The sequence below is a fragment of the Marinagarivorans sp. genome (assembly GCF_982758155.1).
The window spans coordinates 1-6,054 of sequence record NZ_CEXWTU010000270.1; the positions used below are offsets into that span (position 1 = coordinate 1).

Sequence of the window (6,054 nt, forward strand, 5' to 3'; positions counted from 1 at the left end):
GCCCTCGTCTAATTGGACAAACTATTATTGCCCCGCCCCTTATTCTCTACACTGCCGCTAGCGCCCAGACGCTGAGTACTCGGAATTATTAACGCCAGTCGACATTCTTAGTTTTTAAATTAATCTCATCGAGATGACACTAAAAATGATCGTTAGAAATTATTTAATAAGCCTTCTTACAATTACCTTAGTGAGCTGTGGTGAGCCAAATTTCGATTACCTCTTCGTCAATAATAATACCGAGATACCGCTAAAAATTAGCGTTCAGCTTAAGGATGGAGCAACAAAGCTTTTGCCTTTGATGCTCGCCCCCGGAGGCGAAGACGGCTGGCGTTTTTCTGCAAAAGAAGGAGAGCTATCTGAAACCTTTCATCAGCTGCAGGCAATAACTGGTGAATGCGAAGTATCTATCAGCAGAGAAAAACTCAAAACGATGATTGAAAAAGATGGCGCATACAGACTCGTTTTAAATAGCAATCATATTGATTGCTAAAAATTATTACAGCCTTAGCAGCAATCATTTGAAACCGGTAATGTAGGTGATTGAACATTAGGGAATAGGCGAAAATTTCGATGGCGAATATCGAGTTTAAGAGTCGAATTCGCTGCTCGATCGACGTGCAGGAATATATTAATGCTGGGAGCGCAGGAGAAAGCGAGCAGTGCAGTCACAGCGGTGCTCGTAGTTTTTACCGTTAACTTTGTCAAAATCACACAAAAACTCCGCCTAACGCAGCCGCTTGTAATACTGTAGAAAGGAGTATCATCTATTGATACCAATTGGCTACGAAACTTACCCATGGTTATTTATCCAGCACTTTAGGATTTAACACTAGATCCAGAGGAGTCAAATAGCGAATTATTTTAGGTTTGGAGCTCTTTATGCTTTACATAGCAATTTGACGAGCGCATGTCCTTGTATATTCCTGCAAGGTTCATCAAAATTAAACTTGGCGATCTAACGCTAACACAGCATCAAAACCAGCATCGAATAAGTACCGCCGATGTTTGCTAAACTCACGTTAACATCAGCGCATCAGGAACCCCAATGACCGACTTTACTCATCAGCGCAATATTATTGCTCAGCGCATAGATCAAGCACTCAGCCGTGAGCCGGCAGACTTAGTGATTCGCAATGCCCAGTTTCTAGACGTGATTACGGGTGAATTGCTGCAAGGTGACATTGCTATTTGCGGCGATACTATTGTGGGGACTTGTGAGCAATATCAAGGTAAAAACGAGATAGATGCAACAGGTTTAACGGTTGTGCCCGGCTTTATAGATACCCACGTTCACTGTGAATCTAGCCTGGTCACACCACTGGAGTTTGATCGCTGTGTGTTACCTCGCGGGACAACTACGGTCATTTGTGACCCCCACGAAATTGCCAATGTATTGGGTAAGGCTGGCATAGAATATTTTTTTAAATGCGCCGAACAAACCTGCCTCGATCTTTATGTTCAGCTTTCTTCGTGTGTGCCGGCTACCCACTTAGAAACCGCCGGCGCCAGCCTTAGCGCGGAAGATCTTGTGGCCTTGCGTGATCACGCCAGCGTTATCGGCTTGGCTGAGTTTATGAATTATCCAGGCCTGCTCGCCAAGGCCCCCGAGGTGTTAGATAAACTCGCGGCATTTGATGGCTGGCATATTGATGGCCACGCGCCCATGGTGCGCGGTAAAGATCTAAACGCTTACCTTGCCTGCGGTATTTGCAACTGCCACGAAACAACCACTCAGGAAGAAGCTCGTGAGAAATTACGCAAAGGCATGCATGTATTAATTCGCGAGGGTACCGTCTCCAAGGACTTATCCACACTTGCACCGCTGCTGGATGCTTACACCTCGAATGTTATGGGCTTTTGTACTGACGACCGCAATCCATTAGATATTGCCGAAGAAGGCCATTTAGATTATTTGATCCGCAGCGCCATAAAACTTGGCGTTAACCCAGGCGATGCTTATCGGGCGGCAACATTCTCGGCAGCACGGGCCTTTCGATTTACGGATCGCGGAATAATTGCTCCCGGCAAACGCGCTGATCTGGTATTGCTGAGCGATTACGAGCAATGTCAGGTGGAATCTGTAATTTGCGCAGGAAAGTTAGTAAACAACGCGTTATTTGCAGGTAGAAACTCAGTTGCCCCCATTGGTTTAAACAGCGTAAAACGCCAGCCCATTAGCGCTAGTGATATTGTGATTAGTGACAATAAACGCAACATGCCGGTTATTGGCGTAAAGTCTGGCAGCATTATTACCGAAAAGCGTACGCTAGATATAAGCGTTAAAAATGGCCAGTGTATTTCCGATACTGATCGAGATATTTTAAAAATTTGTGTATTGGAAAGGCACGGAAAAAATGGTGATATTGGTAAAGGTTTTGTACAAGGCTTTCAACTAACACAAGGCGCTTTGGCATCCTCCGTGGGGCACGACAGCCATAATATTTGTGTACTGGGCACTAACGATGCCGACATGGTCACTGCCGTTAATCACCTCATTAAACTCGGCGGTGGTTTTGCTGCTGCCGTAAATGGCAAGATTGAGGCAGAACTCGCATTACCTATTGCAGGCCTAATGAGCCCACAACCACATGAAACCGTGCGCCAACAATTACTTGTATTAAGAAATGCCGTTCGCAATATGGGCTGCCCGTTGCCGGAACCTTTTTTACAATTAGCCTTTTTACCCCTACCCGTTATTCCCCACCTAAAGATTACCGACAAAGGGCTAGTAGATGTTGATACATTCAGCCTAATTGAAAGTTGATTTGTATAGACGCTATTCGCGCCATCGACTAGATGAATATCATAACTTGGGTATTCCGAGTATTCGGTTTAAAAATTCTCGGAAATGTAGGTGTCCAACCAATTTAGTCGGCTAGCGCTCCAATCCTCTAAATAAAGTCGCTCTAGCTCGATATCTAAATCTGCACCCTTATCGTCAAATAACTGCGCTCCCCAGCGAGCATTCTCTCTTTCAATGGCGCCGCTGTCATTCAATGCTTGAGCATATTGATCAAATCGATTCATTAAATTAGCCTGACTAAAGTGCGTTGTGCGCAGCAATTGCCAGCGAGACTTTAGGCGCTCCCGATAATTATCGGGGTTTGTCGAGTCAATGCGCTCTAGCAAAGTATTATCTAGCCAGCCTACGTGGCTATCTTTTTGACTACTCCAGTTTCGACCCCATGTGCCATCCATATCCCAAGGAATATAGTAAATTCGGTTATCTTTTAGGTCTGTCGATGTTTGATCGAAAACTGCGAAATATGTATTTTTTCCCTGATTATCCTTACCTAATATCACATTCAGCAACAGCGTATAATCAATAATGTTATCCAAATCGATGTATTGTGTTATCCCGCCCTTAAATTCTTCGTCACTGGCAGAGCGAACAAAACGATAAAGATTAGCGAGAGAGTTCCAAGCCTCTGCAGATGGCTCCTTAGGATAATCCAGCTGCCAACCGTGCCATTGAACCTGGTCATCACGGGGTAACTCCACGTCAGCTTCAAACTTTGAAACTAGCGCGCCGTCAACGTCACCCCATAGATCCGCTTTGTAAAGCACTCCTCGTACTTTCCCTTCTTTGGCATCCTTGAGATCCAACTGCTTGCGGTCGATTTGCTCTGTCAGCATGTAAACGCCGTGATATTGATCATTAAGCACAATCTCTACAAGCTTACCGCGGGTGCCACCAGAGTATGATGATGCATCAGACCATTCAGGTGTTTTGGCGAAGCCCCGCCATAGATCCGTTGAAACCCTGTTACGCATGCGAGCATAGTCGATATACATGGCATCCAAAATCCAGTCGCCATCTTTGCGCATACCCAATAACTTAACCTTACGCTCCTCGGCCTGATGGTGCGTATTGGATGCGCTTTCCCACAGTTCAATATCCAAGCTTTTCTTTGCGTACCCCTGTGACGTATTACCGCGATATTCGACCCCCATATCTGATGTGAAAACACTAAATTCACCCTCACTTAAAGGCTCTATGAGCGTTAAATAGGCAGGTTTTTTGGGCTCGTCACTGATTTCAGCTTCAGCGCTGATGTAAACAATCGGTAGACCCGTCAATACCAACTGCCACTGCTCCTCAACAATCTCGCCTTCAGCATTTTTTCTTGCAACCAACACAGGGTAAGAGTCCCCCGCTACCGCAGCAGCTAATTCGACCTGAACCGACGATGAGCCATTCACCCCAAGCAATCGAACATCACTATTAGCGGGCCTATCTTGAACAATATTAATCTGAAGCTGATGAAGTTGATCTAAAGCGACTGGCAGTAATAAACGCTTGGCATCCAAGTCAGCAATCATTTTGGGCAGATTCTGGGGTAATTTAACAGTAATATTTAGTGAATCGGTTGCACTGTTACCGCTCTGATCTGTCACTGTAAAAAGCAGCGTATAGAAAGATGATGAGCTATCAGCGGGTAATTTTATTTTAATATCTCGGTGGTGGGCTTCGCTCAATACTAGCTTTTGCCCCTCAGGCTGATGCCAAGAATAACTTAGCTCGTCGCCAGCGCGGCTTTTTCCTTGTCCAGATAAAACCACTTCAGAATCAGGTTCAAGCGTTAAATCGGAACCCGCGTCTGCAGTTAATCTCGGCTGCAGAGATAAGCCATCACAACCCATAAAAGTTAAAGAAAATAGAACTAGCAGTGATAATTTGCACCCAAAATACATACCATACTCCATAAATACACCGCACCGCCCTATGCTTTCCATGGGGGCACTTCATTATTGATCGCACATACTGCTCTAACCTTTTGTTCGTTACAATTTCAATAATGTTAAAAATTGTAACAATATAAACCGTTTGAACAGCATAATAGGGAACGGTCGTAAAAACCCAGCTAAAGCAATAAGGCTCCCCCCTCGAGATTAAGCCCGCGCCCCGAAAAAGCAGACTATAACGACACCACAGATTTTTTGCCCCCCCCAAAAAAAACTTAAGCCCTACTTCCCCGCTCTAAGCAAGTAAGCACGACATATCTCTTTCCTAAAAGCCCCAAAGGAGCGTAACCCAAAGAGTATTGAACTATCCAGAAACACAAGGAACTCAACCAGCAACAATAGCGCAAGCTCTAAATAAATTTAGCCTCAACCGTCTTAATCTCTGCCATCATTCGCGCGTTTTCCCCAAGAATCAATTTCTTGGGATTGTGCTTTAACCAGTAACCATTAATAAAATCAATTTCACTCAGCTGCTTCCGCTGAATATCTTGTCGCATTGAACTGGTGTTATTAGCGGTACTTTTCGCGATAGCCACTGCCATATCAAGAACAACTTCCGCAGAAGTGCTATAAACATACGTGCTTAACCACAAGGCAATTTCACCGGCCAAGGCACGCATGCTTGTCATCGCTTGTGCATTCGATAGTAACTCACCGTTTTTACAATCGAACAATGCCGTTAAAGGATTAATCAGGCTATTGACCACCAGCTTATTCAATAAGCGCTCGTCAATATTATCCACAACATTGAATAATTCGGGTAAATCATCCCGGTTAATAAACTGCAGAATACGATCATCAACCATCGTCTCACCAGCACCTTTATACATATAGTGCCCCGGCGCCACCTTGCTAACCCCCTCCGTAGTCGTCGCAAAAAACACAGGGCAATTGGTGCGTTCTTGCACCAATTGCTGCGCCCCTAAACCGTTAAATAAACAGATCACAATACTGTGCGGCCCAAGTCGTGATTGTATTGATGCAAATGCATCGAGTGCCTGTGTCGACTTAGTGCAAATAATGAGGCCATCAATAACGTCACATTCAACACCCGTCAAATGATGCTGAACGTTTTTTAAGTCGGTAAAGCGCCTATCATCATTTTGATGATTACGACCAATCAAGCTAAATGTACGCTGCTGCTCACTTAACTTAAAAGCCAGAAGTGTACCAATAGCGCCGGCACCCAAAATGTGCCAGTGTTTGTATATTTTTGTCTGCATAGCAATTGAATTCAAATTAAATAGATAACACCAGCCCTTTCAAGGTGACTTTTTAACCAGTTTTTCCTTCGCTAATAGCTTT

4 protein-coding genes are annotated in these 6,054 nt (G+C 44.5%); 2 read left to right on the plus strand and 2 right to left on the minus strand.

The features are described 5' to 3' along the window. Positions 1 to 133: 133 nt before the first annotated feature. Both AC3A8L_RS19100 and ade read left to right on the plus strand, forming a co-directional pair. The gene (locus tag AC3A8L_RS19100; RefSeq protein ID WP_487963869.1) at positions 134 to 493 is read left to right on the plus strand and encodes a hypothetical protein; all 360 of its coding nucleotides are present in this window, start codon (positions 134 to 136) and stop codon (positions 491 to 493) included. 555 nt (positions 494 to 1,048) lie between these two features. Beyond that, on the plus strand, positions 1,049 to 2,767 hold the full coding sequence (gene ade, locus AC3A8L_RS19105) for an adenine deaminase (protein ID WP_487963870.1): 1,719 nt from the start codon (positions 1,049 to 1,051) through the stop codon (positions 2,765 to 2,767). 68 nt (positions 2,768 to 2,835) lie between these two features. Here the strand turns inward: ade and AC3A8L_RS19110 are convergent, their stop codons facing one another. Further along, on the minus strand, positions 2,836 to 4,698 hold the full coding sequence (locus tag AC3A8L_RS19110) for a CotH kinase family protein (RefSeq protein ID WP_487963871.1): 1,863 nt from the start codon (positions 4,696 to 4,698) through the stop codon (positions 2,836 to 2,838). Between the two features lie 401 nt (positions 4,699 to 5,099). Beyond that, positions 5,100 to 5,972, minus strand: coding sequence for a ketopantoate reductase family protein (locus AC3A8L_RS19115; protein ID WP_487963872.1), 873 nt, complete (start codon positions 5,970 to 5,972; stop codon positions 5,100 to 5,102). Positions 5,973 to 6,054 lie beyond the last annotated feature (82 nt).

What these genes read in the sequence shown, in the direction of transcription:
- ade (WP_487963870.1), top strand. Translation starts at nt 1,049, where the DNA reads ATGACCGACTTTACTCATCAGCGCAATATTATTGCTCAGCGCATAGAT.
- AC3A8L_RS19115 (WP_487963872.1), bottom strand. Translation starts at nt 5,972, where the DNA reads ATGCAGACAAAAATATACAAACACTGGCACATTTTGGGTGCCGGCGCT.
- AC3A8L_RS19100 (WP_487963869.1), top strand. Translation starts at nt 134, where the DNA reads ATGACACTAAAAATGATCGTTAGAAATTATTTAATAAGCCTTCTTACA.
- AC3A8L_RS19110 (WP_487963871.1), bottom strand. Translation starts at nt 4,698, where the DNA reads ATGTATTTTGGGTGCAAATTATCACTGCTAGTTCTATTTTCTTTAACT.